This is a genomic window from Chitinophaga agri (genome assembly GCF_010093065.1).
Taxonomy (GTDB): Bacteria; Bacteroidota; Bacteroidia; order Chitinophagales; family Chitinophagaceae; genus Chitinophaga; species Chitinophaga agri.
Genome location: NZ_CP048113.1, coordinates 2853433 through 2878632, shown reverse-complemented (window position 1 = coordinate 2878632; position 25200 = coordinate 2853433). Strand labels below are relative to the sequence as shown.

At 47.2% G+C, this 25200-nt stretch carries 23 protein-coding genes; 13 read left to right on the top strand and 10 right to left on the bottom strand.

The window, feature by feature from the left end:
* Positions 1-2610, top strand: coding sequence for an MGH1-like glycoside hydrolase domain-containing protein (locus tag GWR21_RS11215; RefSeq protein WP_162331837.1), 2610 nt, complete (start codon positions 1-3; stop codon positions 2608-2610).
* Between the two features lie 168 nt (positions 2611-2778).
* Here GWR21_RS11215 and GWR21_RS11210 read toward each other — a convergent pair whose 3' ends face one another.
* A complete protein-coding gene (locus GWR21_RS11210) occupies positions 2779-3726 on the bottom strand; it encodes an arginase (protein ID WP_162331836.1) in 948 nt (315 codons plus the stop codon).
* A 255-nt stretch (positions 3727-3981) separates the two neighbouring features.
* Here GWR21_RS11210 and GWR21_RS11205 point away from each other — a divergent pair, with 255 nt between their 5' ends.
* Together GWR21_RS11205 and GWR21_RS11200 are read left to right on the top strand one after the other, a co-directional pair.
* Positions 3982-5121 (top strand): acyl-CoA dehydrogenase, encoded by a 1140-nt coding sequence (locus GWR21_RS11205; RefSeq protein WP_162331835.1) that lies wholly within the window; start codon positions 3982-3984, stop codon positions 5119-5121.
* A gap of 125 nt (positions 5122-5246) precedes the next feature.
* Positions 5247-5924, top strand: a complete 678-nt coding sequence (locus GWR21_RS11200) for a YggS family pyridoxal phosphate-dependent enzyme (protein WP_162331834.1) — start codon at positions 5247-5249, stop codon at positions 5922-5924.
* 133 nt (positions 5925-6057) lie between these two features.
* Here the strand turns inward: GWR21_RS11200 and GWR21_RS11195 are convergent, their stop codons facing one another.
* The 3 genes from GWR21_RS11195 to GWR21_RS11185 all read right to left on the bottom strand — a co-directional run bounded on the left by GWR21_RS11195 (position 6058) and on the right by GWR21_RS11185 (position 8447).
* The gene (locus GWR21_RS11195; RefSeq protein WP_162331833.1) at positions 6058-6900 is read right to left on the bottom strand and encodes a sigma-70 family RNA polymerase sigma factor; all 843 of its coding nucleotides are present in this window, start codon (positions 6898-6900) and stop codon (positions 6058-6060) included.
* Positions 6901-6941: 41 nt separating this feature from the next.
* Positions 6942-7403, bottom strand: a complete 462-nt coding sequence (locus GWR21_RS11190; protein ID WP_162331832.1) for a carboxymuconolactone decarboxylase family protein — start codon at positions 7401-7403, stop codon at positions 6942-6944.
* A gap of 201 nt (positions 7404-7604) precedes the next feature.
* Positions 7605-8447 carry an alpha/beta fold hydrolase gene (locus GWR21_RS11185; RefSeq protein WP_162331831.1) on the bottom strand — a complete coding sequence of 281 codons (843 nt, stop codon included), beginning with the start codon at positions 8445-8447 and terminating at the stop codon, positions 7605-7607.
* A gap of 224 nt (positions 8448-8671) precedes the next feature.
* Between GWR21_RS11185 and GWR21_RS11180 the strand changes: the two genes are divergently transcribed.
* A complete protein-coding gene (locus tag GWR21_RS11180; protein WP_162331830.1) occupies positions 8672-9031 on the top strand; it encodes a VOC family protein in 360 nt (119 codons plus the stop codon).
* Positions 9032-9105: 74 nt separating this feature from the next.
* Positions 9106-10347, top strand: coding sequence for a TlpA disulfide reductase family protein (locus tag GWR21_RS11175; protein ID WP_162331829.1), 1242 nt, complete (start codon positions 9106-9108; stop codon positions 10345-10347).
* Between the two features lie 89 nt (positions 10348-10436).
* Here GWR21_RS11175 and GWR21_RS11170 read toward each other — a convergent pair whose 3' ends face one another.
* The 3 genes from GWR21_RS11170 to GWR21_RS11160 all read right to left on the bottom strand — a co-directional run bounded on the left by GWR21_RS11170 (position 10437) and on the right by GWR21_RS11160 (position 12315).
* A complete protein-coding gene (locus tag GWR21_RS11170) occupies positions 10437-10751 on the bottom strand; it encodes a YtxH domain-containing protein (protein WP_162331828.1) in 315 nt (104 codons plus the stop codon).
* Positions 10752-10812: 61 nt separating this feature from the next.
* On the bottom strand, positions 10813-11535 hold the full coding sequence (locus GWR21_RS11165; RefSeq protein ID WP_162331827.1) for an SRPBCC family protein: 723 nt from the start codon (positions 11533-11535) through the stop codon (positions 10813-10815).
* Between the two features lie 141 nt (positions 11536-11676).
* Positions 11677-12315 (bottom strand): hypothetical protein, encoded by a 639-nt coding sequence (locus GWR21_RS11160; RefSeq protein ID WP_162331826.1) that lies wholly within the window; start codon positions 12313-12315, stop codon positions 11677-11679.
* A 147-nt stretch (positions 12316-12462) separates the two neighbouring features.
* On the opposite strand from GWR21_RS11160, the gene GWR21_RS11155 reads away from it, so the two are divergent.
* Positions 12463-13311, top strand: a complete 849-nt coding sequence (locus GWR21_RS11155) for a 3-keto-disaccharide hydrolase (RefSeq protein ID WP_162331825.1) — start codon at positions 12463-12465, stop codon at positions 13309-13311.
* Between the two features lie 138 nt (positions 13312-13449).
* Here GWR21_RS11155 and GWR21_RS11150 read toward each other — a convergent pair whose 3' ends face one another.
* Positions 13450-13629 carry a hypothetical protein gene (locus GWR21_RS11150; protein ID WP_162331824.1) on the bottom strand — a complete coding sequence of 60 codons (180 nt, stop codon included), beginning with the start codon at positions 13627-13629 and terminating at the stop codon, positions 13450-13452.
* A 181-nt stretch (positions 13630-13810) separates the two neighbouring features.
* On the opposite strand from GWR21_RS11150, the gene GWR21_RS11145 reads away from it, so the two are divergent.
* Positions 13811-14995, top strand: a complete 1185-nt coding sequence (locus GWR21_RS11145) for an acyltransferase family protein (protein WP_162331823.1) — start codon at positions 13811-13813, stop codon at positions 14993-14995.
* Here the strand turns inward: GWR21_RS11145 and GWR21_RS11140 are convergent.
* Positions 14928-16304 (bottom strand): glucoamylase family protein, encoded by a 1377-nt coding sequence (locus GWR21_RS11140; protein WP_162331822.1) that lies wholly within the window; start codon positions 16302-16304, stop codon positions 14928-14930. The genes GWR21_RS11145 and GWR21_RS11140 overlap by 68 nt on opposite strands.
* 256 nt (positions 16305-16560) lie before the next feature.
* Between GWR21_RS11140 and GWR21_RS11135 the strand changes: the two genes are divergently transcribed.
* The 5 genes from GWR21_RS11135 (at position 16561) to GWR21_RS11115 (ending at position 23462) form a co-directional block, all read left to right on the top strand.
* Positions 16561-17274 (top strand): RNA ligase family protein, encoded by a 714-nt coding sequence (locus GWR21_RS11135; RefSeq protein ID WP_162331821.1) that lies wholly within the window; start codon positions 16561-16563, stop codon positions 17272-17274.
* A complete protein-coding gene (locus GWR21_RS11130) occupies positions 17255-18367 on the top strand; it encodes an AAA family ATPase (protein WP_162331820.1) in 1113 nt (370 codons plus the stop codon). The genes GWR21_RS11135 and GWR21_RS11130 overlap by 20 nt, the downstream gene beginning before the upstream one ends.
* A 62-nt stretch (positions 18368-18429) precedes the next feature.
* Positions 18430-19638 (top strand): multiheme c-type cytochrome, encoded by a 1209-nt coding sequence (locus GWR21_RS11125; protein ID WP_162331819.1) that lies wholly within the window; start codon positions 18430-18432, stop codon positions 19636-19638.
* Between the two features lie 382 nt (positions 19639-20020).
* Entirely contained in the window at positions 20021-21469 is a 1449-nt protein-coding gene (locus GWR21_RS11120; protein ID WP_162331818.1) for a 3-keto-disaccharide hydrolase, read from the top strand.
* A 19-nt stretch (positions 21470-21488) separates the two neighbouring features.
* Complete coding sequence (locus tag GWR21_RS11115; protein WP_162331817.1) at positions 21489-23462, top strand: c-type cytochrome; 1974 nt, start codon at positions 21489-21491, stop codon at positions 23460-23462.
* Between the two features lie 442 nt (positions 23463-23904).
* Here GWR21_RS11115 and dcd read toward each other — a convergent pair whose 3' ends face one another.
* On the bottom strand, positions 23905-24441 hold the full coding sequence (dcd, locus tag GWR21_RS11110) for a dCTP deaminase (RefSeq protein WP_162331816.1): 537 nt from the start codon (positions 24439-24441) through the stop codon (positions 23905-23907).
* 90 nt (positions 24442-24531) lie between these two features.
* Here dcd and GWR21_RS11105 point away from each other — a divergent pair, with 90 nt between their 5' ends.
* Complete coding sequence (locus GWR21_RS11105) at positions 24532-25200, top strand: 4'-phosphopantetheinyl transferase family protein (RefSeq protein WP_162331815.1); 669 nt, start codon at positions 24532-24534, stop codon at positions 25198-25200.

Genomic DNA, 25200 nt, shown 5'->3' with positions numbered 1-25200 from the left:
ATGAATAAGGAACAACAAAGATTACAGCAGAATGGATGGAAGAAATGGGGATCTTATGTGAGTGACCGCCAATGGGGCACCGTCAGGGAAGATTATAGCGCCGACGGCAGTTCCTGGGACTATACCACACACGATATGGCCCGCAGTAAAGCCTGGAGATGGGGGGAAGATGGCATTGCGGGTATTTCTGATGATAAGCAGTTGTTATGTTTTTCTCTCGGACTGTGGAATGGAAAAGATCCTATTCTCAAAGAACGCTTCTTTGGTCTCACCAACGCGCAGGGCAATCATGGTGAAGATGTAAAGGAACTATATTACTATCTCGACGGAACGCCCACTCACTCCTATATGAAGATGCTGTACAAGTATCCGCAGCGGGAGTATCCCTACCAGCGCCTCGTTGATGAAAATGCCCGCAGAAGCAAGCAGGAAGAGGAATTTGAACTGATCGACACCGGCATCTTCGAGGATAATAAATACTTTGATGTATTCGTAGAATACGCCAAAGCCGGACCGGATGATATCCTGGTAACTATCACCGCTCATAACCGCGGTAATGAAGCGGCTGATCTGCACCTGTTACCTACTATCTGGTTCAGAAATACATGGGTATGGGGCCGTCATCCCTACAAACCATCCCTCTGGGCAGAAAATGATACCACGATCCGTATTTCTCATGAAAAACTGGCCGTGCAATATCTCTACCAGGAAGGGGGCGGAGAGATCGTATACTGTGAAAATGAAACCAATAACCGCCGTCTCTACAATGTAGACAGTAATACATTATACCCTAAGGATGGGATCAATGATTACGTCATACATGACATGAACACCGTCAATCCGGAAAAGAAAGGCACCAAGGCCGCGGTACATTATAACTTATTTGTACCGGCAAAAAGCCTGGCTGTTATCAGGCTACGACTCACCGATAAACAGCTCAGTGATCCGTTTGCCGACTTTGACGCTACCTTCCAGGCCCGTCTGGAAGAAGCGGACGAATTCTATAGAGACATACAGGATACGATAGCAGATGCTGACGAGAGGCTGGTACAGCGTCAGGCACTGGCAGGTATGCTCTGGAATAAACAGTTCTACTCTTATAAAGTACAGCAATGGATGGACGGGGATCCGGCAGGACCTCCTCCGCCACCCGAAAGGCTGAATGGCAGGAATAAGAACTGGAAACAGCTGAATAACGAAGACATTATTTCCGTTCCTGATAAATGGGAATTTCCCTGGTACGCAGCCTGGGACCTGGCTTTCCATTGTGTAACGCTCGCCATGGTAGACCCTGACTTCGCCAAACAGCAGCTGCGTCTTCTGACCGAGGAGTGGTACATGAACCCTTCCGGTGAATTCCCGGCGTACGAATGGGCTTTCGGGGATGTAAATCCGCCTGTCCATGCCGGCGCCACCTATAGGGTATTCAAACAGGACGCCGCTATCAACGGCCGCAAGGACTACGAGTTCCTGGAGACCGTCTTTCATAAGTTAATGATCAATTTCACCTGGTGGGTGAACCGGAAGGATAGTAACGGTAGTAACATATTTGAAGGGGGCTTCCTCGGACTGGACAACGTAGGTGCCTTTGACCGTAGCATGCCACTGCCCAGTGGCGTCAGGCAGGAGCAGGCCGACGCTACCAGCTGGATGGCAGTCTATGCCCTCAATATGCTGCACATTGCCCTGGAACTTGCCAGCTATAACAAGGTATATACAGGTATGGCCATCAAGTTCTTTGAGCACTTCATGTACATTGCCGGTGCGATGGCCAGCATGGGAGATGTACAGAATGGCCTCTGGGATGATAAGGACGAGTTCTATTATGACCAGATCCGGCTGCCGGACAACCGTGTAGAGCGCCTCAGACTCAGAAGTATGGTCGGGCTTATCCCATTATTTGCCGTTGAAGTCATATCCACCGAAACGTTAAAGAATAACCCGGCCTTCGAAAGACGTATGTCCTGGTTCCTGCGTCACCGGCCGGATCTCGCTCAACTGGTATCCCGCTGGTTCGAAGAGGGTAAAGAGAATAAACATCTGCTTAGTCTGTTGCGCGGGCACCGTATGAAGCGCCTGCTCAGCAGGATGCTGGATGAATCGGAATTCTTAAGTGACTATGGTGTCCGTTCCCTTTCCAAACAGTATGAAAAAGAGCCATTTATATTCCGGAATGATGGAGTGGAACTCAGTGTGCACTACCTCCCGGGAGAAAGTGACAGCTATACTTACGGGGGTAACTCCAACTGGAGAGGCCCCGTATGGATGCAGATGAACTTCCTGATGATTGAAAGTCTGCGCAAATTCCATTATTTCTATACAGATGATTTCAGGATAGAATATCCGACCCGTACTGGGCAGTTCTATTCGCTGAAGGAAGTTGGTACCAAGCTGGCAGAACGCCTCCTGAAGATCTTCCTGAAAGACGAAAATGGCAGAAGAGCGGTGAACGGGAATAATGAGAAACTGCAGACAGACCCTTATTTTAAGGATCTGATCCAGTTCCACGAGTATTTCCACGGAGATACCGGCAAGGGATTGGGCGCAGCACACCAGACGGGCTGGACAGGACTGGTGGCAAACCTGATCAAGATGAAAAATAACCCCTGATCAGGTTCATCGTTTCGCCGTCGCTAGTTCGTCGCTAGTTCGTCGCTAGTTCGTCGCTTGTTATACCCTGGTATACCCGGGTAAAAGCTATATCAAGATCAAAGGCCTGTTACAGTCCGGAAGTTCCAGTCTTCCTCCTGTAACAGGCCTTTTCCTGTTTAAGTATGCCTAGTTGAGAAGCAGCACATTGACGCTGCGTTGTAATATATTAAAGGCGATTTCTGCCATCAGGTTCTCTTTATCAAGGGTCGGGTTCACCTCTGTGATCTCAAAGCAGCAGATCTTCCTGTGTTGCATGAACTTAGAGATCAGGTCCTCTGCCTCACGTTCCCGCAGCCCATTGGTTACAGGGGTACCGGTACCTTTGGATATAGAGGAATCCAGGCTATCCACATCGAAAGAGACATAGATGTACTCACAATCGCTGAGGTAACGGAATACGGACCGGGCGATCTGCTCAGGGCCTTTACGGCGTACCTCGTTGGTCGAGATCACCTTCATGCCGTATGACTTGATCAGGTGTTCTTCCTCTTTCTCATAATCCCGAAGGGAAATGAACACAATATCTTCCGGTAGTATCTTTGGCGCAATTCCACCCAGGTTTTTGAGCTTATCCCAGGTTTTAAGGGTATTCTCATCCACTTCATGCACCTTACATTCCAGATTATCTTCTGCGATAGAAATGGCAACAGGCATGCCATGCATATTACCGGAAGGGGTGGTGAACGGGGTATGCAGGTCCGCATGGGCGTCAATCCAGATGGCGCCCAGTTTCGCTTTGGGCCGGGCCATTTTCAGTCCGGCGATAGTGGCTCCTGCTGTACTGTGATCGCCGGAAAGTACCACGGGGAACCAGTTCGTTTTCACCGTCTCACAAATACTTTTGCTGATCCTTTCATATAATGTCAGGGTCCCTTTGATTCTTTTGGCATAGGGAGATTCGATCGGTTCGAACAACAGCTTATTCTCGGTTTCTATGGCTTCGGTAGGGAAGTGTACAAAAAAATTGCTCATGAAATCCAACGCAGCTATTTTAATGGCTTCTACTCCCAGGCTGGCCCCACGGGTGCCTGCTCCGATTTCCGACTTCACCTCAATGATCTTGATATTTTTCATAAAAGAAAGTTATCCTGCTACCAAGCTACACGATTTTGGCAGAACGGTTGCCGCACCCTATTGTCGAGGCGTATATCCACTTGCGGTAAAAGCTAAATCAATTGCAATAAGGACGCTGTATCTTCAAAAAATCTTTAATCTTTTGCATAGAATAATGGATAACAATGAATTTTGAAGACGGTATTTTTTTACCTGACTATTAAAAAATAGCTTTGAAAGACTGATAAGTCATAAAACCCGTAAAACACAAATTCCATGGATTTTCAACTTACTGAAGAACACCTCATGATACAAAAGGCGGCACGCGATTTTGCCGTAAATGAATTGCTCCCTGGCGTAATAGAACGTGACGAAAAACAGATTTATCCCGCAGAACAGATTAAGAAACTGGGTGAACTTGGCTTCCTTGGCATGATGGTAGACCCGAAATACGGTGGTGCGGGACTCGATACCGTATCTTATGTACTGGCCATGGAAGAGATTTCCAAAATAGATGCTTCTGCCTCGGTATGTATGAGTGTGAATAACTCACTCGTATGCTGGGGCCTGGAGACTTTCGGTACGGAAGAACAAAAACAGAAATACCTTGTTCCCCTGGCAAAAGGTGAGATCACCGGTGCCTTTCTGCTCAGTGAGCCGGAAGCGGGTTCTGATGCCACCTCACAGCGTACCACGGCGGAAGATAAGGGCGATCATTACCTGGTGAACGGTACTAAAAACTGGATCACTAATGGTAACAGCGCCAGCGTATACCTGCTGATCGCACAGACCTATCCCGAAAAAGGCAGCAAAGGTATCAATGCCCTGATCGTAGAGAAGAGCACACATGGGGTGACCGTAGGCGCGAAAGAGAATAAAATGGGTATCCGCGGTAGTGATACGCACAGCATCATGTTCCAGGATGTGAAAGTGCCAAAGGAGAACAGAATAGGAGAGGATGGTTTCGGATTTAAATTTGCTATGAAAACACTGGCCGGTGGCCGTATCGGTATCGCATCTCAGGCATTGGGTATCGCCAGCGGTGCATATGAACTCGCCGTTAAATATGCGAAGGAAAGAAAGGCTTTTGGTAAAGAGATCAGTCAGCATCAGGCTATTCAGTTCAAGCTGGCCGATATGGCTACCCGGATTGAAGCTTCCAGACTATTATGCCTGAAAGCAGCGAGAGACAAAGACCTGCACCTGGACTATACACTGAGCGGCTCTATGGCAAAAGTATTTTCATCAGAAACGGCGATGTGGGTTACTACGGAAGCTGTACAGGTACATGGTGGGTATGGATATGTAAAAGAATACCATGTAGAACGCCTGATGCGTGATGCCAAGATCACACAGATATACGAAGGTACCAGCGAGGTACAACGTATTGTTATCGGAAGGGCTATCTTAGGTTAATCAACTACACTCATACAATTTATATGCATCCCGGGCCGATGGCTTCCGGGATGTGTGCTTATAGAAAGGCCGGGGCAGCCGGGAACGGATTTGTAATTCGTGGCTGATTGCGATACTTTTGCATCATGTCAGTCAACTTAACCGCATATCAGCAGATAAATGAACAGCTGAAGCCTTATAACGCAAAGCTGGTAGCTGTTTCCAAGATCAAGCCCGTATCAGATATTCAGGCATTGTATGATGCTGGTCAGCGTATCTTCGGAGAGAATTATGTGCAGGAATTACAGGATAAGCAACCACAGCTGCCCGCAGATATCGAATGGCACTTTATAGGACATTTGCAATCTAATAAAGTAAAATATATCGCCCCGTTTGTCAGTATGGTGCATGCGGTGGATAGTCTGAAGTTACTGGAAGAGATCAGCAAACAGGCCGCTAAGCATAACCGGGTGATCCGCTGTTTGCTACAGGTACATATCGCTGCCGAAGAAACAAAATTCGGTCTGGATGATACAGAACTGGAACAACTGTTGGAAACTTACACTGCGCAGAAAGACCGTTTCGCACATATCCAGATCGCCGGATTAATGGGGATGGCTACCAATACAGACGATATGCAGCAGGTGAAGAATGAATTTCATCACCTGCACACATTACAGCAGGGAATGAAACAACGCTTCTTTGCAGATACAGATGCTTTCACTGAGTTGTCAGTGGGTATGAGCGGTGACTATAAGATCGCCCTGGAAGAGGGGAGTACCATGGTGCGCATTGGCAGTATGCTCTTTGGTGCAAGATATTAACCGCTTTCATACGGCTATTACGCGGCAGATATTCTCTTACATAAAGCCGTCTTATGCTGATTGTATCATTAACTGATATAGTTGCATAAGACGGCTTCGTTATTCATAGCGGAAGGAGTGTGTAATAATAGTGCTAGTTCGCCAGGTTCTTTAATTTTTCCGGGTCCAGTACTGTAGAGATCTGTGTGATCCTGTTATCTTCAGCAGAGATCGTGAATACCTGGCAGCCATACAGTTTTTCGCCCAGATAAAACAACAACGCCGGCTGATGATTGATCATGGTAAATTCAAACCTGAACTTTTGCTGATATTTGTCGTAGACATGTACCAGGAACTGTGATACTTCCTGTACGCCCGTGCAGATCTTCTTCGCCACGTTGAGATTTTTACCACCGTCGGCATAAAAGACGATATCCTTTGATAACATATTCTCCAGTCTTTCCGTATCTCCTTTTCGTATGGCATGCAGATACTGATCCAGCAAGGCGGATGATACTGTCCTGCTACTCAGTGGTGCACCCTGTTTCCGCTGGTCGAGTTTAGCTTTCGCCCTGCTAAGCAGTTTACGGGACTGTTCCACCGTTCCGGACAACACATCGGCTATTTCATCATGTGAATAGCCAAAGCCTTCTTTCAGTATAAATACCGCCCTTTCTTTGGGATTGAGTTCTTCCATCAGTATAAGCATTGTATAGGAACCGATATCCCGCAGATGCAGCGATTGATCTGCCTCTTCTGTAGCTACCGGTTCCGGCAACCATACGTCTTCATAATTGACTGTTTTTCGCTTATTTTTTGCGTTGATCGACTGGTTGATCACACTGCGTATCAGGTACGCTTTTTCATTCTCTATACCATCCCTGTTGGACGATACGTAATTGGACAGTACGTCCTGTATGGTGTCTTTCGCATCCTCCGCCGAGCCGAGAATGTTATATGCATATGGGAACAGGGTGTATTGATAATCCTTCAACATAGTGATAGCGGTTGATCGTTGCTAAAATAAGATAGTCTTTTTTATGCGTATTCGCCCACTTTGTAATTGCCTGGAACAGGTCTGAATGTTTTGTTGATCCTGTTGTATGTATTCACAGTAGCGATGGCCATGGTGAGCGTTGTGATCTCTGCTGTAGTGAAATGTTCGGTCAGTGCATCAAAAGTAGCATCGTCAATGTCCTGCTGATTGACATTGGTCAGTGCTTCCGTGAATGCAAGGGCCGCGCGTTCTTTATCTGTGAAATAAGGTGTTTCTCTCCAGGCGATCACCCCATGCAGGCGCTGGTGAGTGTCTCCATGGTGTATGGATTCCTTGGCGTGCATGTCCAGGCAGGCAGTACAGCCGTTGATCTGGGAAGCCCTGTAATATAGCAGGGATAGTAACTGCTGATCGATGTCGCAGGTTTTCAGATAGGCGCCGATTTTTGTCAGACCCGCCCATAGTTCTTTAGGCATTTCCTGATAGGCAATTCTCTGTGTCATTATTATCGTTTTTAAATAGTTAAAAGACTGTTTACGGTAATATGACAGGTCAGGAAATCAAAACGTGACAGAAAACTAAAAAAACTTTTTGGGATGTTTTAAATTGACGATAACTGTGTCAGGGCCACAGGCGGCCAGCCCTAGTGCACAGGTAAGGGCGGTGTAAAATTTCATACGTTCAGCAGGAATTAAGATTAATGATTACTGATGAAGGTAATCAACTATTTTATTAAGTACCTGCTTGTCTCTAATAATCCTGTAGTGTCCTTCACCCCTGATCTTAAATCCTTCAACTTCCGGGTGCTGCTGAAGGAAAAAGGCGGATTGCGTTGGTGGAATGATCTCGTCATTTTCATCATAGATAAACAGCACGCCGTCAGTTTTTACGGACCTGAACTGCTGATGCATATCCATCGTAGAAAGATCATCCTTTAATGTTTCCTGTACAATGCCCGGAATGACCTTCCTTACTTTCTTGTTCAGTCCCATCTGATCATAGGCATCATCGAAGATAGCCGGAGCTGATATCGATGCTGCCATGATGATGAGTTTCGATATATGTACCTGTTCCCTGGCCAATGTAAGGGTGGCGGCCAGTCCGCCGAAGGAATGTCCTATAATGCCATAGATATCCCGATGCTGTTCCAGGAAGGCTCTGATCACATGCATCCACTGGATCAGGTTACTGTTTTTTCCGGTGGAGAAGCCATGTGCCGGCTGATCAAACGAAATAACCTGGTATCCGTTTCCTACCAGTATATCAACCAGGTGCCCGAAGTCCAGCGCGCTGCCTCCCCAGCCATGCAGCAGCAATATCTTTTTGCCGCTGTTTCCCCATGTATAGGTTTTGACACTGATCTGTTGTTTACTGAAAGCGTAGGCCGTCAGTGGTATATTGTTTTCCTGTGCTGCCTCCCTGAGTTGCAGATGGTAATGACGGAAGGCTCTCTTCGGTGGTTTACTGAAGAAATGAAGGAACGTCTTTGCAGCCATCCGCGGAGATATACGGGCAATGAGTGAAAAGGCTAACCGGTACTTTTTCATACTATTAAGTTACGAATTACGAATCAGGAATTTCACCTTATCAAACCTTCAATACGAATAACAACCATATGCTTGTTACCATCAACAAGCGCCTGACAACTAATACCTGTCAGACTAACCAATTCCTGATTTCCCGTTCCTAATTCTCTAATTCCTGACCCCGCTCTTGCATTTCCTGATTATGTTTTTTACTTTGGGAAGGTCAATAAAGGAAGCAAGGAAGTATGATACAACTAAATCTGGTAGTTATTAAAACTAACCGGCCGGAAGAACAGCTCAGATTCTACAGCACTTTGGGAATAACATTTGAGCATCATCGCTATGGCAAAGGACCCTATCACTATGCCAGCACATTGGAAGGACTAACATTTGAAATTTATCCACTACCTGAGAGCGTCGCCGAACCCGATACCACCACACGCCTGGGATTTACAGTGGAAAGTCTCAATTCCACACTTCAATGCCTGGAAGAAATGGGGGTAGAAACTGTACAGGCGCCTGCCAGTACGGAATGGGGCTATGCTGCCGTTGTAAAAGACATGGATGGCCGCAGAATTGAGCTGGTTGAAAAAATGATAAAATAAACTTTTGTTATCTTCGCATACTCTACTAATATTGTAGGATAAATGAAAACTAACATAAGTAGGTAAATAACAATATGAAGAAACTTTGGCTTTTATTATGCCTTCCGGCATTTATCTTCGGCACACAGCTTGAAAAATGGGACCTGGAGAAGGGTGTATGGCAGGCTAGCCTGCACAGGAAAGACGGTGCTGACATCGTTTTTAACTTTGAAGTAAAGGACAGCGCGCGTAAAAAACTCGTGTATGTGCTGAACGCAAATGATCGTCTGCTGGTAGATGATGTGAAGATCCAGGGAGACTCCCTCTTTATAAAGATGCCTTTTTTTGACTCCGAGTTCAAAGCTGCTTTCACTAAAGCAGGTCGCATCGAAGGTAGCTGGATCCGTCACCTGGCTGACAGGGACGTGAGCATTCCTTTTTCGGCAGAACATAATGTAAAACAACGCTTTGAGCAACATACGCCTGCAAAAGGCAATGTAACCGGTCGTTATGCTACCTGGTTCACTTCTCCTGGTAAGAGCGATTCTTCCTTCGCAGTGGGGGAGTTTAAACAACAGGGGAATATCGTACACGGTACGTTTCTGACACCAACCGGTGATTACCGTTTCCTGGAAGGGATTGTTGATGGCGATACCCTGAAACTGTCTACTTTTGACGGTTCTCATGCCTATTATTTCACTGCCCTGGTCAAAGAAAACAGCCTGGAAAATGGTGTTTTCTATGCCGGTATCGGTGATGGTAAGGAACACTGGTCGGCTGTGAAAGACGAAAAAGCGGCCCTGCCGGATGCAACGGCCCTGGCTTCTGCGAAAGAAGGCAGCGGACGTCCTGACTTCACTTTCCCGGATATCAATGGTAAAAAAGTAAGTTTTAAGGATAAGCGCTTTGAAAATAAAGTGGTGGTGATCACGATCATGGGGTCGTGGTGTCCGAACTGTATGGACGAAACAGGCTTCCTGTCAAACTGGTATAAAGAGAATAAAGCCCGTGGCGTAGAAGTGATCGGTCTGGCTTACGAGCGGACCACTGACTTTGAGAAATCACAAAAAGCCCTGAAGGGTTTCCTGAAGAGATTTGATGTAAATTATCCCGTGCTGATCACTGGTGTAACCGTATCTGATCCACAGAGAACAGAGAAGACCCTGCCACAGATCACCACTATCAAAGGATTTCCGACCACTATCTTTATCGACAGAAAAGGGAATGTAAGAGAAGTACACACCGGCTTCTCCGGCCCTGGTACAGGTGAACACTATGAGGCATTCAAGAAAGAGTTCAACAGCCTTGTAGATAGCCTGCTGTCTGAAAAATCATAATACTAACTACTAACTAACCCATTAAAAAGGAGGCGGTGACAAGCTTATAGCTGCACCGCCTCTTTTCTTTTATTGCTGGTCATCCGTTGTCAGTTAACTGCTGCTTCTTTTGCGTCTTTCTTGAAGCTTTTGAATGCCTCAATAGATTCATCCAGTAAGGCCAGTATCCTTTCTCTTACGTCATCTTTCAGGCCTGTTACTTCATGTTCAAAAATATACTTCAACTCGGTTAGTCCGTCTGCACCTCTGCCTAATATTTTCTTAACACGGCCCTGCAGGTGATGCGCGGATCTCCTGATCTTTCTTCTAGTTTCTTCACCGCTATCAGGAGCAGTCAGTAATCCGATAGCCAATCCTGCAGCGACACCAGCTAATGCTCCACATAAAATTTTCGCAGTGCTCATAACTATGATTTTTTAAGGTGTAACAAATAAGTGTACTTAGAATTTTCAAATATTGGGCCAGTTAGGCAGTTATTTCTCCGGTTTCCACATAATGTTTGAACCGCATGACATCTTTTTCTACCATCCGGTGAAAAGCGCCATTCAGCAGCCAGGCGAGTCCGGTACCCACATAACCTGCCGGTGGCCGGTAGGCGATCACCACTTCTATTTCTGTACCACCGCCCAGCGCGTCAGAGAATGTAACCTTCCCCGCTGTCGCTATATTGGAACCTGGCGCAGACCGCCAGCCGATCAATGCGCCTGCTTCATCCTTGATAATCTCCGCATCCCATTCCAGCGTACCAATGCCGCCGGGACCTTTTACCACCCAGTGTGAATGATAATCGTCATGCTCGGTAATCGACGCCAGGTGCCGCATAAAATGAGGCAGGTTTTCCAGTCTTCTCCAGAAACCATACACTTCATCCCTTGGTTTGGCCACGATGAACTTCGCTCTCACATTAACAGTACTGGTATGCCGCTCATCCGCCCGCCTTCCTGCATAGGCGGATATAGGACAGTTCCCTGATATTCCCCTGTAGAGCAGGTAACCGCCGGTTACCAGCTTTAACAGACTTCTGATGGGATGTTTGGTCACATTATTAATGGCTGAATTTGTCAGTAGTGCACCACCGACGATAGACGCAATACGCCCTTGCCTGCTTACATTCAGGACATTCGACTGCTCGTAGAGCATAGAAGCGCGGGGCTCGCCGTGTCCGTTTAAACTTTTGTATGTACTCATAAACAATGGGTTTTTAATCAGATAATGCGAAAATCCTGCTTGAATGAAAAGTATTTATAGTCAATTAGTTATAGTGCTTGGCTATTGTGGAACTGCGTATAAAATTGCCCATTTCACCTGAGCGTTGCCGGTCTTGTTGTCTTATTTCATCCTTACTTCCACCTCTTTCAGGATCTCACTACCCCACCTGGGGGCAAGTTCATCCTTGGGTTTGAAATCTGCAAACCGCTGTGCGGCCGCTTCCATCACAGGAGCTGCCTTCTTTTTTCCGCCTCCAAACAAGGCGGGTGTATGATAGATCACCAAGCCCTTCATCAGGTAAGCACGAGGGTTAGAGCTATCGGCTTCAATGGCCTGTTCAGAATAATTACGGCTTTCTTTTCCCAGGGATATGCCTCTGGAATTGTTCGCATTGATACGGGCAGATAGCCAGTACGCCATCAATGTAAGTGTTTCCGTGTTTTTGGGCTGCATTTCCAGCGCTTTCTTTACAAATGGCGCTGCTTTCTCGGTGGTGGGGTCAGCCTTTCCTTCCGGTGCCTTAAAAGAGGACTGTGTATAGGCCCACCCGGTGTAATATTGGAGCAACCATTCCTCCGGATGCTCCCCGGCCAGTTTAGCCAGCTTATCGGCTCCTTGCTGCCAGGTGTCAAAGTCGGCAGTAGTTTCCAGTTGCCTGATCTCCTGTTTCAGGCGCTTCTGCCAGTCGGCCGTTTGCCCCCTGGCTATAAAGCCTGTTGCCGTCAGGGCAAACAGTAGTGTAGTAAATAATCTGATCATAACTATGCTTTGAAGTGAGTAACCCTAAATACATGCCAACTCACTACACCGCATGGTACCACTAAGCATAATAACATACAACAGAGGCGTCTGGTTCTGTAATATTTCCATTTTACTCCCTATCTTGAAGCGATAAACTACTGACGTATGAAAAAACTATTCACGTGCGGGCTGCTGCTGCTCTCACTTACAGGAATGGCACAAAAGAAGGCGAAAAAAAACGGTTGGATACAGCTTTTTAATGGTAAAGACCTTACTGGCTGGGATATCAAGATCAAAGGCCATAACCTGAACGAAAACTATGGAAATACCTTCCGGGTGGAAGATGGGTTGCTGAAAGTACGCTATGACCAGTACGCCGACTTTAACGAGCAATATGGTCATATCTTCTATAACAAGAATTTTTCTGCCTATGTAGTGATGGTGGAATACCGTTTCGTGGGCGATCAGGTGAAGGGCGGACCAGGATGGGCTACGCGCAATAGTGGCATCATGCTGCATGGCCAGTCAGCTGCCAGCATGGGTAAAGACCAGGACTTCCCGATCTCTCTTGAGGAACAATTGTTAGGTGGCAACGGTAAAGACCCGCGTTCTACCGCTAACCTCTGTACGCCCGGGACCAATGTGGTGATGAACGGAAAGCTGATCAAAGATCATTGTATTTCCTCTACCTCGAAAACCTATCATGGTGAGCAGTGGGTAAGAGCAGGTGCACTGGTACTCGGTGATTCTGTTATTAAACACTTCGTGTTCAGCGATACCGTGATCGTATACAATAAGCCGCAAACCGGTGGTGGCAATGTTGCAGATGCTGATCCGACCCTGGTCACAGAAGGCCGGTTATTAAAAGAAGGATCTATCTCTCTGCAAAGCGAAAGCCATCCTGTAGATTTCAGAAAGGTGGAATTATTTGACCTGTCCCCTTATGTAAATGATCCGGTGAAACTGCAGGCTGTCTTGAAGAAGCTGCAGCAACAAGGAAGAAACAGGAAATAAGAATTGGGAATCAGGAATTAGGAATTTTTTATAACTACCGTCTCCAAATGATACCAGCAGTCTTTCCTGTTAAGATGGATACCAGCTGTTGACCACTTAAATTCTGTAGGGCTAACAAATTCCTAATTCCTGATTTTCTCAGGCCATAACGGCTCTCTGGAACGTAGTGTCCGGAATATTAAATTGCACAGCGCCATGCGGTGGTCTTGGTGGTTTGGGTGGTCTTGGCGGACGGGGAGGACCACCACGAGGAGGTACACAACTAGCCGCTGCCACTAATAAGCCCAGCACCATTGTAAGGAGTTTTATCCGTTTCATATTGTCCTGTTTGGATACCCTGTTACAGAAACAAATTGCATGCCGTTACTCTCTTCCACATTCCTACTGTACATAGACCACATGCGCCCATTAAAAGACCATTCATAAAGGAGTTGTAAAAGATGTACAGAAGTGCTTAAATTTATAACCTGCCGCACAAAATCTGCAGCCACTTCCTTTCATGTCACAACTCTCAGCACCCGGTAAACATCTTGCCGGATTAGACCATTTGCGCGCGTTTGCGATCACCTTTGTATTCGTTTATCACTACCGTATATTTAAACATCCTGACTGGATCGATACCATCGGTGGTTTCGGCTGGACGGGCGTTGACCTGTTCTTCGTCCTGAGTGGTTTCCTGATCTCCTCTCAGTTATTCGCACAGATCAGTCGTCAGGAGGAACTTTCCTTCAGGGAGTTTTTCCTCAAGCGTTTTTTCAGGATCATTCCTGCTTACCTGACAGTATTGGCGCTGTATTTTTTTATCCCCTTATTCCGTGAAAAGGAAGCACTGCCTCCATTGTGGAAGTTCCTCACCTTTACACAGAATTTTGGTCTGGATCTGAAGGAAAAGGGTACCTTCTCGCATGCCTGGTCATTGTGTATAGAAGAGCAGTTCTATTTCCTGCTGCCCCTCATACTGATCATGCTTGTACGCTGGAAGGCATTGAGGGCTGGTCCGTGGCTGATAGGCGGACTTTTTACAGCGGGTTTCGCCATACGGCTGTTTTGCTGGTATACATTCGCTGTGCCTGCGCAGCACGCAGATGACTATTGGGTGATCTGGTACAAATGGATATACTATCCGACATTCACGCGTCTTGATGGATTGCTTACGGGGGTGGCTATTGCAGCCGCCTTTGCTTTCCTGCCTGCTGTGAAACAAAAGATCACTGCACTGGGTAATAAACTACTGTTTATCGGGTTGATATTATTAACAGGTGCATGGTTCCTGTGTGAGGAACCTGCTGCATTTGCTCCTTCCATTCTCGGATTTCCGCTGGTGGCCATTGGCTATGGTGCCATGGTCGCAGGTGCAGTAAGTGAAAGCAGTTTTCTGTATAAACGAAAGCTCGCTTTTACAACTACACTTGCTACTTTGTCTTATGGTATCTATCTTTCCCACAAAGGCGTGATTAAACTCACACAGATGACGCTGGGGAATACAGGTATTGATCCTGACGGTACCCCTGCCTTTTTTATCTGTATCCTCAATTGTGTACTTGCGGCTTACCTGTTGCACCTCATCATAGAAAAGCCATTTATGAAGCTAAGGCAAAGGATATTGTCACCGAAAGTTACTGCAGGTAAGGGCTCTGAAAATCCAGTTTCTTCAAGCCCTGCTGTACTTCAGGACAACTCATAAACAGTTTCCATAATAATCCGCTGCGATAGTTCTCCATCATCACGACGATAGGTCCCTGATCAATGGCGAGGTATCGCTGCGGATACCAGTTGTCCGTCTCACTGAATGCATCATAGAATCCATATGGACCAAAGAGTTTATCACGCATGTCATTGTACCAGTGTACCATAGCCTGTTTGGAATATTCGGGTGTATAGGGCATGGAAGAAAGGGCGGCTGTAGGAGAAATGACGCCCAGGTCATTCTTTTCTCCGGGTGCATGTGCTGCATATCCTTTTACAGAGTAACTGGCGGTAAGTCCCCAGCTATCGGGGCCATAACCTTTATACCGCTTCGGATTCTGTATACACCATTCCCGGTTGATCAGTACATGGTTCAGATTATTTTCCCAGTAATCCGCATACCGATCTTTTAATCCATGCGGGTCGAGCCCCAGGTACGAGTAATGTGACCAGAATAATGGTCCGCCGTACTCCTTGGCAAAGTTGTGCGACAGTTTTAACGTATGCCCATATGCGTTAATGCTGTCCCTGATAGCGCCCTGCCTGGCCCAACCGTTGTGATAGACATCCGCGGAAATACCATGAGTAGGAGAGGCAGCTGCCAGTACATACATGATCAGACATTCATTATAACCGGTTACAGCAAAGTTCATCTCCCATTGGTAATTAGGTGACCAATGCCAGTACAGCACGTTTTTACCATTTCTGTACCAGTTGAAGTCGACATCTTTCCACAGTGTATTGATGCGGGCGGCCAGTGCTTTTTCTGCCTCATTGCCATTGGCGAAGTATTGTCTTACACAAAGAAGTCCCTGTAGCATAAACGAGGTTTCCACCAGATCTCCGCCATTATCCTTTTGTCCGAAAGGTTTTACTTTACCGGTCTCGCCATATAGCCAGTGAGGCCATGCACCATGAAAACGATCCGCCTTTTCCAGGAAGGAAACAATTCTGGTCAGCCGTTCCAGTCCTGCTGCCCGGGTGACATATCCCCGTTCAATACCTGCCAGTATAGCCATTACACCAAACCCACTACCACCCGAAGTGACAACATTCATGTCATTTTCCGGATAGTCCCCATCGACATGATACCGCTCCCGTGCCATACCACTGCTGGGTTCTGCACCATCCCAGAAGTACTGGAAGGTTCGTTCCTCCACAATGTTAAAAATGGAATCCGCCGATAGTGCTACGGTATCTGTAGCGGCGGCCGTACTGTCCTTTGCCGGCTGACGGGAGGAGGAACCTCCACATGACATCATTGCTGGTATCGCGGCCAGCAAACTGAAGAATAGTAAGTTGCTCATATCTGTAATTTAGGGCTTTTTGCCGAGAGGTGCCGGAGGCTGATGGAAGGGATTGTTATATATGGTAAGTCAGTGATTTTGCAAACGATTATTTCGGTAGGAATGTAATTTTTATCTACCTTCGCGCCGTAATTAAAAACAAAACCTGACAAACCTTGCGTCATGTAATATCACAGGCATATTAAATCCTACTACGCCACCTGCATCCTGCGGGACTGGCCTGTGAATTCTTTTTCTTACTAAATACAACCCTGATATGGCTATCTCAGAAAAATATGGCCGTACCTATCATTTTCCGTTCTCGCCCGGAACTACCAGCGATGATCGTATTCAGCATGATTATTGGCAGTGTATCACTGCAATACCTCAGCTGATACACACGGAAAAACTGGACGGTGAAAATAATTGCCTGTCCCGCTATGGTGTATTTGCCCGCTCGCATGTAGCGCCAACTACATCTCCCTGGACAGAAAGTCTGCGCCGTTACTGGCAACTTATAAAACATGATCTGGGCGATCTGGAGATATTCCTGGAGAACGTGTATGCGATACACTCTATTGAATACAGACAGCTGGATCATCATTTTTATGTATTCGCCGTACGCGAAAATGGCTGTTGGCTGAGCTGGGAAGAGACCTGCTTTTACGCAGCAATGCTCGATCTGCCAACAGTACCTGTTATTAAACAACTGTCTGCCCCGCAGCATAAAGCAGACTTTGAGCATGATATCCTATCTATTGTGAAAGGCCCTGGTAGCTTTGCCGCACATGATGCTGCTACCGGTGTGCCGGTTACAATGGAGGGACTTGTAACACGCAATGCCGCAGGATTCCCAGTAGCTGCATTCGCGGAGAACGTATTTAAATATGTACGTAAAGGGCACGTGAAGACAGACGTACACTGGACGCGCAACTGGCGCAGAGCGGCCCTGCAACATGAAGGAGGTAAGTATGTGGACAATCACAAATAACAGATCATGGTCGTACCTGGAGCAACAGTATGACTGGGTCCGCGATATGCAGCATGTGCCGCAGGACCCTATTCATCACGGAGAAGGCAATGTGGCCATTCATACACAGATGGTGCTGGATGCTTTACAACAGCAACCGGCATACAGTAGTTTATCTGCCCAGGATCAGGAAATACTCTGGGCGGCCGCTTTACTACATGATGTTGAAAAGCGTAGTACAACAATAACAGAAGCCGATGGGCGTATCACCTCTGCTGGTCATGCCCGCAAAGGCGAAGGGACTGTGCGGCATATACTCTATAGTGAGATACAAACACCTTTTCACATCCGGGAGCAGGTCGCCAAACTCGTGAAGTATCATAGTCTGCCACTGTGGTTACTGGAACGACAGGATCCTCTACGCACAATCATCCATGCGTCAATACAGGTCAATACTGCACACCTGGCGTTACTGGCACGTGCCGACATGATTGGACGCATCGCACCCGATAAAGAAGAGATGCTCTATCGTATAGACTGCTTCGAAGAATACTGCAAAGAGCATCAGTGCTGGGGAACCACCTGGCCATTTGAAAATGCAGACGCCCGTATGCATTTTTTAACGAAGGAAGATGTGGCGCCGGGTTATGTGCCTTATCACCCGCCATCGGTGAAGGTGGTGATCATGAGCGGACTGCCGGGAGCCGGTAAGGATACATACGTAAAAAAGCACTTTAAACAGCCGGAGTGGGAGATCATTTCGCTGGATGATATCCGCGTACAAATGAAGATCAGTCCTACTGATAAAAGTGGTAATGGTACAGTGGTGCAGGCTGCAAAAGAACAGGCCAGGGTGTGTCTGCGCAGCAAACGTCCTTTTGTGTGGAATGCGACGAACACCACTCAGCAGATGCGTGAACAGCTGATAGCGCTTTGCCTGCAATACGATGCACACGTGACAGTAGTATATGTCGAAGTGCCCTTCAGGGAACTATTCCGTCAGAACGGTGGGAGAGAGGCTATCGTGCCTGTACCTGTTATGCACAAACTGATAGGTAAGCTGGAGGTGCCTGATCTGACCGAAGCGCATGAGGTAGTGTATCAGATACGCTAAAAATAAAGAAGGCCGGTATAACTTTACCGGTCTTTTTTTTGTTATCTAAGATATACGTAACAATGAAAAGTCTGGTACTCCTGTTGCTCCTCTCATTCATAGTGGCTGGCAGTATTATCTGCGCAGCCTGGCATGCACCTGTTATGAATCAGGAGCCGGCTGCTTTTGCCGGGGCGGCAGCCTGTAAGTCCTGTCATAGCGATATTTTTAATACTACCCGCCACACAGCTCACCATTTTACTTCCGCTTTGCCCGATGATGCCCATATCAAAGGAAGTTTTGCTGATGGGAAAAATGAGTTTGTATATAATCAATGGATGGTGGTGCTACTGGAGAAAAAGAAAGCCGATTTTTTGCAGACGGCCTACATGAACGGCATTCCTACTGAACAACAGGCGTTTGGCATCGTAATAGGTTCCGGCAGAAAAGGACAAACTTATCTCTACTGGAATAAGAATAGCTTATATCAACTGCCCGTTTCTTATTACGCACCCGCCGACGACTGGTGTAACAGCCCTGGGTATCCGCTAAACTATATACGTTTTGACAGACAGATCCCTGCTACCTGTCTGGAATGCCATGCGTCTTATGCGGAGGCCCGCGAAAGAAAAGATGGGAGTACCACTTACAATAAGAGATCTATTATCTATGGGATAGACTGTGAGCGATGTCATGGCCCGGGCGCAGCCCATGTAGCTTATCATACGCAGCATCCGGATGATAAGACCGCGCATAGTATCATCAATACCAGGAACCTGTCAAGACAGCAGCGCCTTGATGCCTGCGCCTTGTGTCATTCCGGACTGAGAAAGCAGCTGCAACCTGCATTCTCGTTTGTCGTTGGACAAAAGCTGGACGACTATGCTGTGCCTAATTATGATGTGGATACTGCTGGTGGATTAGATGTGCATGGCAATCAGTATGGATTGCTTACCGCCAGTAAATGTTTTAAAATGGCGGCACAACTGGATTGTTCCTCTTGTCATAATGTGCATGTCAGTGAAAGAAATGATATGGCGACTTTCTCCCGCCGTTGTATGAGTTGTCATAGTGCAAATGGCATCGCACATGATAGTTGTACGTTCAAGCCACCTGACGGTGTGTTATTAAGTGATAATTGTGTAGACTGTCATATGCCCTTGCAACCGTCTAAGAAGATCACTTTGAAGCTCGCCAGTGCGAAGGACATCACACCAGACCTGGTGCGTACACATAAGGTGGGAGTGTATCCGGACATAACTGATCGGTTCCTGCAAAGGAAGACGCACTGATAAAAAAGGCTACGATACTATTATTTTCATTCGCCGGACGATGCCCTGGAAGCGTGTATTTTCTCTCTGTCATAGACAGTCCCGCTGAGCTGTTGTGCGGAAACATGGGCAACGAGTAAGGAAAAAACAACAGTAATGACTGAGCGTATGGAGGTTGTGCTTTATTTTGGTTGTAATTTAGTGGTATCAAGCGTCTTGGAAGGCGCGAAGATATGATTTAGCTTAACAATCTGTTAAATATTCCAGCTATTAAATCTTTCCGTTCATCCCATTTTCTTGCCTTTTGGCTTGTGTTGCCAATAAACAATCTATATATTAGCGCCACGTCAAAAGGTCTCAACTTTCTATTATTCCACTTTTGACTTAATTTATTAATAACGTTATGTTACTTAGATCGAAGAATCATGCAAGCCGGTCTCTGATGGGAATCCTGTGTTTCTCTGGTATTGGAATGGCTTTGGCCAACCCAGCTGCCGCACAGACAGGCAAGTTTCCATTGCAGGACCTGTCCGCTTTCCGCGAGCCCGGCCAGAGTTGGAGTATTACCAGCGACGCCTCCGCAAAACTGGACAACCCACATGTACTGGATGCTGTTGCAGGTACAGGGGTATTATTCAACATGCCAGATAAAAAACATCCTGGCAAAGACCTTTTCTCCAACGAAGAATACGGCGATGTTGATATTGAACTGGACTATATGATGGCGCCAGGTTCCAATTCCGGTATCTATCTGCAGGGCAGATATGAGCTCCAGTTGCTGGACAGCTGGGGTACCAAAGTGCCTAAAGCAGGCGATAACGGTGGTATCTATGAGCGTTGGGATGACAATCGTCCTAATGGTCAGCAGGGATATGATGGTCATGCGCCCCGTGTAAATGCCAGCCGTGCGCCAGGCTTGTGGCAGCATATGAAGATCTCTTTCCAGGCGCCTCGTTTTGATGCTGCCGGTAAAAAGATCGCGAATGCACGCATGTTGCTTGTAGAACTGAATGGTGTTACCATCCAGGAAAACGTGGAACTGATGGGGCCTACCCGTGGTGCTATCGGCGGTGGTGATGAAAAAGCTACTGGTCCGCTGCGTTTACAGGGTGACCATGGTGCTGTTGCTTTCCGCAATCTCACCATCAATAAACTGAGCGTTGCCCATCAGGGTAATGACAGAGACAGACAAACAGATCCGATCCTGGTTGATGCGCCGGTAAACACTTTGCTGCGTAGCTTCATGGATGTGAAAGACAACTATCGCATCGTACACAGTATCTCTGTTGGTTCTCCTGAAAAAGTACATTACACTTATGATCTGGATAAAGGAATGATCGCGCAGGTATGGCGTGGTGAGTTCCTGGATGCTACCCCAATGTGGCATGAAAGAGGTAATGGTTGCTCCCGTCCGCGTGGTGCCGTACAGTTCCTGGGTAAGTCATACTTCACGCTGGGTAAACTCGCTACACCGCAGACAGCCTGGATGACTGATACCACCGGTTCATCTTTCCGTCCTAAAGGATACGTACTGGATGACAGCGACCTGCCTACTTTCAAATATGAAGTGTATGGTTCCGCTGTATCTGATGTGGTGCGTGTACTGTCTGAAGGTCGTGGCATCAGCCGTCAGCTGACCGTGGCTACACCTGTAGAAGGACTGTATGCTAAACTGGCGGAAGGTGCGTCCATAGAAAATCCTTCAAAGGACCTGTATGTGATCGATGGAAAATCTTACTACCTGCAACTGCAGGATGCCGGTGGCGAAAAGCCTGTCATCCGCGATGGCGCCGGCGTGAAAGAACTCATCATTCCTGTACGCAGTAAACTGAGCTATTCCATCCTTTTCTAATTCCTTTCGACTATTACAAATGAAAAACATTTATAAGGCATTCATAAAAAAGACCGCGTTGTATTCGCTGCTGTTAGCTGCGGCAACCGGTGTTACTTCCGGGGTTCGTGCCCAGGAAACGCCTAAAGAAGAAGATTTTTACAAGATCCTCAAGGTAACTTCTCCGGAAGGAACCCTGCTGGAAGTGGGCGGTCTGACGGTATTGCCGAATGGCGATTTAGGCGTGTCTACCCGTCGTGGTGAGGTATATATAGTGGAGAATCCGACCAGCCGTAAGCCTTACTTCCGTAAGTTCGCTACTGGTCTGCACGAGATACTGGGCCTGGTATGGAAAGATGGTGCTTTCTATTGCGCGCAGCGTGGTGAGCTTACCAAACTGGTAGATACCAACATGGACGGTAAGGCAGATGTATATGAGACCGTATACGCATGGCCATTGTCCGGTCACTACCATGAATATAGCTTCGGTCCTAAACTGGCGCCTGATGGCTCGTTCTTCGTATCTGGCAACGTGGCATTCGGTAACCAGGAATGGTGGCGTGGTGAAAGCCGCGTGCCATACAGAGGCTGGATGATGCATATCTTCCCTGATGGCCGTATGGAACCATATGCTACCGGTTTCCGCTCTCCCTGCGGTCTGGGTATGATCAACGGTGAGATGTTCTACACTGATAACCAGGGTGACTGGTTTGGTTCGGGTGGTGTATGGCAGGTAAAGAAAGGTGATTTCGTAGGCCACCCTGCTGGTTTACGCTGGACCAACCTGCCTAACTCTCCGCTGAAACTGACACAGGAAAAGTTCTTCTCTCTGGTAGACGAAGGTCGTCCGAAAGATGCGAACGGTAACTACACTAAACCTGAGAATAGCACCACAGCACCTTATGTAACGCTGATGGATGTGAAAAAGAAGATCCCTGAGCTGCGTTTGCCAGCAGTAGTGCTGCCGCACGGTATCCAGGGTATCTCTAACTCTGAGATCGTACAGATCCCAGAAGGTTCTTTTGGTCCTTTCGCAGGCCAGTTGCTGGTAGGCGATCAGGGTCAGAGTAAGATCATGCGTGTGGTAATGGAGAAAATAAAAGGTGAATACCAGGGTGTTTCCTTCGACCTGCGTAATGGTTTCCAGTCAGGCGTACTGCGTATGGCCTGGTCTAAGGACGGTTCTACCCTGTTCGTGGGTGAAACCAACCGTGGATGGGGTTCTGCCGGTGAGGCAAACGAAGGTTTACAGCGCCTGGTATGGAACGAGAAAATGCCTTTCGAAATGAAGACGATCAAGGCAATGCCGGATGGTTTTGAGATCGAATTCACATTACCAGTAAATAAGAAATCTGCTGAAGACCTGGCGTCTTACTCCGTAGAAAGCTTCACTTACAAATACCATTCTGTATACGGTAGCCCTATGGTAGATATCAAACAGTGTCCGGTAAAAGGTGTGAAAGTATCTGAGGATGGCCTGAAAGCAAGGATCATTGTGGATAGTCTGCGTCTGGATTATGTGCATAACATCACCCTGGAAGGTGTACGTGAAAAAGATAATTCTTATTCACTGATCCACCCGACCGGTTACTACACCCTGCACAACCTGCCGGAAGGAGATAAGCTGCCTGTAAGCCAGGCAAGCACGTTCAATTCTGCAAAGGTAGCTGCTGCTGCCGCTGCTGAGAAAGCGAAGACTGCTGCAAAAGATCCTAAAGCAACCGCTGCTGCTAAACCAGCTGCAACACCGGCAAAAGCACCTACCTACGAAGAGGTAAAGCCGCTGCTGGCAAAATACACCTGTAATGCATGTCACCAGGCGAACAAACGCCAGGTAGGTCCTGCTTTCGCAGATGTAGCGAAAAGAAAATACACTGGTGAGCAGATCCTGAAACTGCTGGCGAATCCTAAACCACAGAACTGGCCTGACTATGCGACAGAAATGCCGCCAATGCCACAGGTACCACGTGCTGATGGGCTGAAGATCGCTGCGTGGATCAACTCACTGAAGTAAATAATACCTGAGTAATTCATTCGTAACAGGGGGTGTCTGTCTTTGGCAGACACCCCTTTTGTGTGTACGGACATGCCGGGTTATTGAGGGCCTGATAAGCTTACTAACAAGGTAGTAAAAGGTCACTTCAAGGGCACCAAAAGGGCACTTCAATATCCCCGGGATATTGAAGTGCCCTTTTGGTGCCCTTGAAGTGACCGGCTGGTATCAGTATCAGAAGGGGATAAAAAGGCTGGCAGTTTGTATGTAGCATGCGGTGGGAAGGTAAGTAGGGACGCTTGCGGCAGGCGTTGGGAGTACAATGCCAATAGAGAAGAGCGTTCGGGAGAGATAGGTTGGTGTAATTGTATCACAATCAATTATAAACTTAAAGCGAAAGGCCTCCCGGATATTTCCGGAAGGCCTTTCGCTAATTATTTTCTGATACTATACTGACAATCGTTTAGAACTGGTTCTTCCACATCATGCTTTCCACAGGTCTGATGGTACGGCCGTTGTATTTCGCATTTCCTTTCTTATTATAGAGCGTTTCCACGTCTCCTTCCACCACAAAATAGATCAGCTGTCCGATCGGCATGCCTGCATATACGCGTACAGGCTGTGCACAGGATATTTCAAGGGTCCAGGTGTTGCAGAAGCCTACGTCACCTTTACCGGCAGTTGCATGGATGTCAATACCCAGGCGGCCGGTGCTGGATTTACCCTCCAGGAAAGGCACATGTGCATGGGTTTCAGTATATTCGAGTGTCACGCCCAGGTACAGTGTGCCCGGCTGCAGCACATACCCTTCTTCAGGGATCTCAAAATGTTCAATTTCGTTATGGGCACGGGCGTCCAGTATCCTGTCCTTGTAAGTGGCCAGGTATTTACCCAGGTGCACGTCATAAGAGTTGGTGCCGAGATATTTCCGGTCATATGGCGAAATAACAATAGTGCCTTTTTCAATTTCCTCCAATATCCTTTTGTCTGACAGGATCATAGATCGGGTGTAATTAGTTTTGTTGTGTTAGTTAGCAGATGCAGGCCAAATGCGTTTTGCATTCAGCTTTTTGCATTAATTTGGCAAGATATGCCATTAATACGTACCATACAAATAAACCCGGCATGCCGGCTGGGTGTGTGGAGAATAGCAGAGGACGAAGCGTTTTTTCGTGAGAAGGTCAATATTTCTCCCGCCATACACCATCCCCATAAGCGCCTACAGCACTTTGCGGGACGGTATCTGCTGCAGGAATTATTTCCCGGGTTCCCGCTATCCAGCATACAGATCATGCAAAGCCGGAAGCCCTATCTGGAGTGTAATACCCTGCATTTTTCCATCTCCCACTGCGGAGATAATATCGCGGCTATTGTCAGTAGCGAAGGAGCGGTAGGTATTGATATTGAGGAGGTAAAACCTAAGATAGAGGCGGTTTCACATAAGTTTTTGTCGCCGGAGGAAAGTGCCTTTATTGATCCGGTGAATGCCCTGCCCCACAAGACCATCTGCTGGAGCGCCAAGGAGGCGGTGTACAAATGGTACGGGCTCGGGAGTGTTGATTTTAAGGAAAATATGCAACTTGCACCTTTCATTTTTCAGCCCCGTGGCTTTCTTACCTGCAATTTTAACAAAGCAGATAAAAATGCACGGCTATATTTGCAATATCTGTTGGAAGACGGACTGTGCCTGACCTGGACGAACGCGTCTGAAGAGCTCACAGTGACCGGCACCGCAGAGAACGCAGCTTCTGAACATTAA

Excerpts from the sequence above, each read along its gene's own strand:
- GWR21_RS11215 (WP_162331837.1), top strand. The coding sequence starts at position 1 with ATGAATAAGGAACAACAAAGATTACAGCAGAATGGATGGAAGAAATGG.
- GWR21_RS11210 (WP_162331836.1), bottom strand. The coding sequence starts at position 3,726 with ATGAAAAATATCAAGATCATTGAGGTGAAGTCGGAAATCGGAGCAGGC.
- GWR21_RS11205 (WP_162331835.1), top strand. The coding sequence starts at position 3,982 with ATGGATTTTCAACTTACTGAAGAACACCTCATGATACAAAAGGCGGCA.
- GWR21_RS11200 (WP_162331834.1), top strand. The coding sequence starts at position 5,247 with ATGTCAGTCAACTTAACCGCATATCAGCAGATAAATGAACAGCTGAAG.
- GWR21_RS11195 (WP_162331833.1), bottom strand. The coding sequence starts at position 6,900 with ATGTTGAAGGATTATCAATACACCCTGTTCCCATATGCATATAACATT.
- GWR21_RS11190 (WP_162331832.1), bottom strand. The coding sequence starts at position 7,403 with ATGACACAGAGAATTGCCTATCAGGAAATGCCTAAAGAACTATGGGCG.
- GWR21_RS11185 (WP_162331831.1), bottom strand. The coding sequence starts at position 8,447 with ATGAAAAAGTACCGGTTAGCCTTTTCACTCATTGCCCGTATATCTCCG.
- GWR21_RS11180 (WP_162331830.1), top strand. The coding sequence starts at position 8,672 with ATGATACAACTAAATCTGGTAGTTATTAAAACTAACCGGCCGGAAGAA.
- GWR21_RS11175 (WP_162331829.1), top strand. The coding sequence starts at position 9,106 with ATGAAGAAACTTTGGCTTTTATTATGCCTTCCGGCATTTATCTTCGGC.
- GWR21_RS11170 (WP_162331828.1), bottom strand. The coding sequence starts at position 10,751 with ATGAGCACTGCGAAAATTTTATGTGGAGCATTAGCTGGTGTCGCTGCA.
- GWR21_RS11165 (WP_162331827.1), bottom strand. The coding sequence starts at position 11,535 with ATGAGTACATACAAAAGTTTAAACGGACACGGCGAGCCCCGCGCTTCT.
- GWR21_RS11160 (WP_162331826.1), bottom strand. The coding sequence starts at position 12,315 with ATGATCAGATTATTTACTACACTACTGTTTGCCCTGACGGCAACAGGC.
- GWR21_RS11155 (WP_162331825.1), top strand. The coding sequence starts at position 12,463 with ATGAAAAAACTATTCACGTGCGGGCTGCTGCTGCTCTCACTTACAGGA.
- GWR21_RS11150 (WP_162331824.1), bottom strand. The coding sequence starts at position 13,629 with ATGAAACGGATAAAACTCCTTACAATGGTGCTGGGCTTATTAGTGGCA.
- GWR21_RS11145 (WP_162331823.1), top strand. The coding sequence starts at position 13,811 with ATGTCACAACTCTCAGCACCCGGTAAACATCTTGCCGGATTAGACCAT.
- GWR21_RS11140 (WP_162331822.1), bottom strand. The coding sequence starts at position 16,304 with ATGAGCAACTTACTATTCTTCAGTTTGCTGGCCGCGATACCAGCAATG.
- GWR21_RS11135 (WP_162331821.1), top strand. The coding sequence starts at position 16,561 with ATGGCTATCTCAGAAAAATATGGCCGTACCTATCATTTTCCGTTCTCG.
- GWR21_RS11130 (WP_162331820.1), top strand. The coding sequence starts at position 17,255 with ATGTGGACAATCACAAATAACAGATCATGGTCGTACCTGGAGCAACAG.
- GWR21_RS11125 (WP_162331819.1), top strand. The coding sequence starts at position 18,430 with ATGAAAAGTCTGGTACTCCTGTTGCTCCTCTCATTCATAGTGGCTGGC.
- GWR21_RS11120 (WP_162331818.1), top strand. The coding sequence starts at position 20,021 with ATGTTACTTAGATCGAAGAATCATGCAAGCCGGTCTCTGATGGGAATC.
- GWR21_RS11115 (WP_162331817.1), top strand. The coding sequence starts at position 21,489 with ATGAAAAACATTTATAAGGCATTCATAAAAAAGACCGCGTTGTATTCG.
- dcd (WP_162331816.1), bottom strand. The coding sequence starts at position 24,441 with ATGATCCTGTCAGACAAAAGGATATTGGAGGAAATTGAAAAAGGCACT.
- GWR21_RS11105 (WP_162331815.1), top strand. The coding sequence starts at position 24,532 with ATGCCATTAATACGTACCATACAAATAAACCCGGCATGCCGGCTGGGT.